Genomic DNA, 2,084 nt, shown 5'->3' with positions numbered 1-2,084 from the left:
GAAAGATTGGACAGTTTACAGAGCAACAGGAGAAACACTTGATAAATTGGCAAGTGAATAAAACCCCAGTTTATCGAGTAAATAAAACATAAGCACAGAGCGGTCAACAATCGACCACTCTTTTTTATATTGTTTCTTAATTGCCGACATGCTCAGTCACACAGGCATCCCGGGGGATATACCGCCCGCAGTCCTCTTGGATGACCACCCCATTTTCGACCACCACCTGGCCCCGATCTCGGGCGGCCAGGCAGTGGCTTAGGCCCCGGGCGGGGCTTAAGTGGACCACATAGGCCGGGGCAACTGCTGCCTCGGCAATGGCCAGATACCGCTCCACGGCTTCCGCTACCACAAACCCCGGGCGGGATAGGGGATGGGCGGCCGGAGGGAGCTGCCCCAGTGCCCGCTGCTCTGCGGTCAGGGCTTCCACCAAATAGCCATTTTCGCAGTGCATACAGCTGAGGCCTCCGATGGCATCAATGGCTTCCAGGGCTTCAAAGATGCTGCGGTCATCACAGCGCAGGGAGGGGTAGGCCATGTAGAATTTAAAGGAGGAGACCCCCGGGCGCGCATGTCCACCAGCTCCCGTCTTGTGGTGTCATTCCAGTCTGAAATGGCCATATGAAAGCCGTAGTCGCAGCTGCACACCCCTTCGCTCATGGCGAACCAATGGTTCAGCCCCTCTTCCAGGGTTTCCCCTCGCTCCTGGGTGGCAAAATCTAAAATCGTGGTGGTCCCTCCGGCGATGGCACCCAGGGTCCCGCTTTTAAAATCATCGGCGGTATGGCAGGTGCCGGTGGTGAGATCCAGATGGGTATGGGGGTCGATAAAGCCCGGAAAAACCAGCTTGCCGCTGGCATCCATCACCTCGGCGCCATCGACACTGATTTCCGGTGCCACCTCTACAATTTTTTCATCCTCAATGAGGATATCACATTTTTCGACGGACCGGGGGGAGACCACCTGTCCATTTTTTATGATTATACGTTTCATGGGTTGCCTTTCTTTTGATTAAATGAATGCAGGGGCGATGGGAGGTTGGTGAGTGGGTGTCCCCCTGGGATAGTGCACTCCTGCAATTGGCGGTCTTAATCCTCGCACACACCCGATATTTTCCAATGGTAACCGTTAATCTTCAGCCTCACTTCTTTATACCTATCACCGTGAGTGAACTTCCAGTGGCGTCCGCAAGCTACCCCCAGGCTGTCTGACGGTGTATGACACTGCCGTAGCATTGGGGCGGACGGTGATATGCTCCGATTTGCCGCCCTGTGACTTTCGCAAAACAAAAGTCTATTCCCCGTCTCCTTTTAAATCACTTTTTTCTACATCTTCATCAACGCAAGCGTGCCTACAATGGCGGTTGAGAGTTGCCCCAGGCTGTCCCGGTGGGGATTACACCGGCGGAGCCATCGGGACGGACTGAGCCGTGCTCTGGTTTGCCGCCAAAAAAGGTATCAGAAAACAGAGAGTGTATAAGGGCTCACATTGTAAACTAAAATAGCTGCGCCGTTGAGGGACCTTTATGAGTGTTCGGCTTAAAGCAGTAACCAACAATATCCGTTAAACATTTGCTTAATCAACAGACCCCGAATTGGCCCAGCCTCTGCCATCAGCGGCAAACCAGCAAGCACTGCCTGTCCGGATCCGCCGGCGCAGCGGTGTAATCCCCACCGGGACAGCAGCCGCCGCCAACCACGCCCCGCCATCTTTCCTCCAACCACAGCAACCCCTCCGGCAAGGGAGAGGTCGTTGTAGTACTATTTTGAACTATTTAAATCAGGTAATTGTAGTGATTAACGACGGCTTTTAGGATATCGTTAATTCCAGCGGGAATGCACGGATCACCGATGGTGGTCTGGAGCACTTCGCCGTCCAATCGAACGGTCACCTGGTTGCCTGTTCCCAGAAGGAAACCGCTATTGGTACTATTATCCAGGTCTTCCTGGGTATGGAACAGGGTGAACTTATCCTTGTAGGGTGCACTGTCATAGGGACAGAACATCATGCAGTTGCCGCATTCATTACACATGCGGTCCACATGAATGATCTGACGCATTTTGTGGTGGGGCACGGTGATGGCA

At 53.6% G+C, this 2,084-nt stretch carries 1 protein-coding gene and 1 pseudogene; both read right to left on the bottom strand.

The window, feature by feature from the left end; translation table 11 throughout:
- Nucleotides 1-417 precede the first annotated feature (417 nt).
- Nucleotides 418-993: an amidohydrolase family protein gene (locus VB081_RS14695; RefSeq protein ID WP_323401518.1), complete on the bottom strand. Its 576-nt coding sequence runs from the start codon at nucleotides 991-993 to the stop codon at nucleotides 418-420.
- A 781-nt stretch (nucleotides 994-1,774) separates the two neighbouring features.
- Nucleotides 1,775-2,084, bottom strand: a pseudogene (locus VB081_RS14690) (putative selenate reductase subunit YgfK); the annotation flags it as partial.

The organism is Christensenella sp. (assembly GCF_034927525.1).
GTDB lineage: Bacteria > Bacillota > Clostridia > Christensenellales > Christensenellaceae > Christensenella.
The sequence above is the reverse complement of the archived record's forward strand: the minus strand, read 5'-3'. Positions and strand labels throughout refer to the sequence as shown.

Excerpts from the sequence above, each read along its gene's own strand:
- VB081_RS14695 (WP_323401518.1), bottom strand. The coding sequence starts at position 993 with ATGAAACGTATAATCATAAAAAATGGACAGGTGGTCTCCCCCCGGTCC.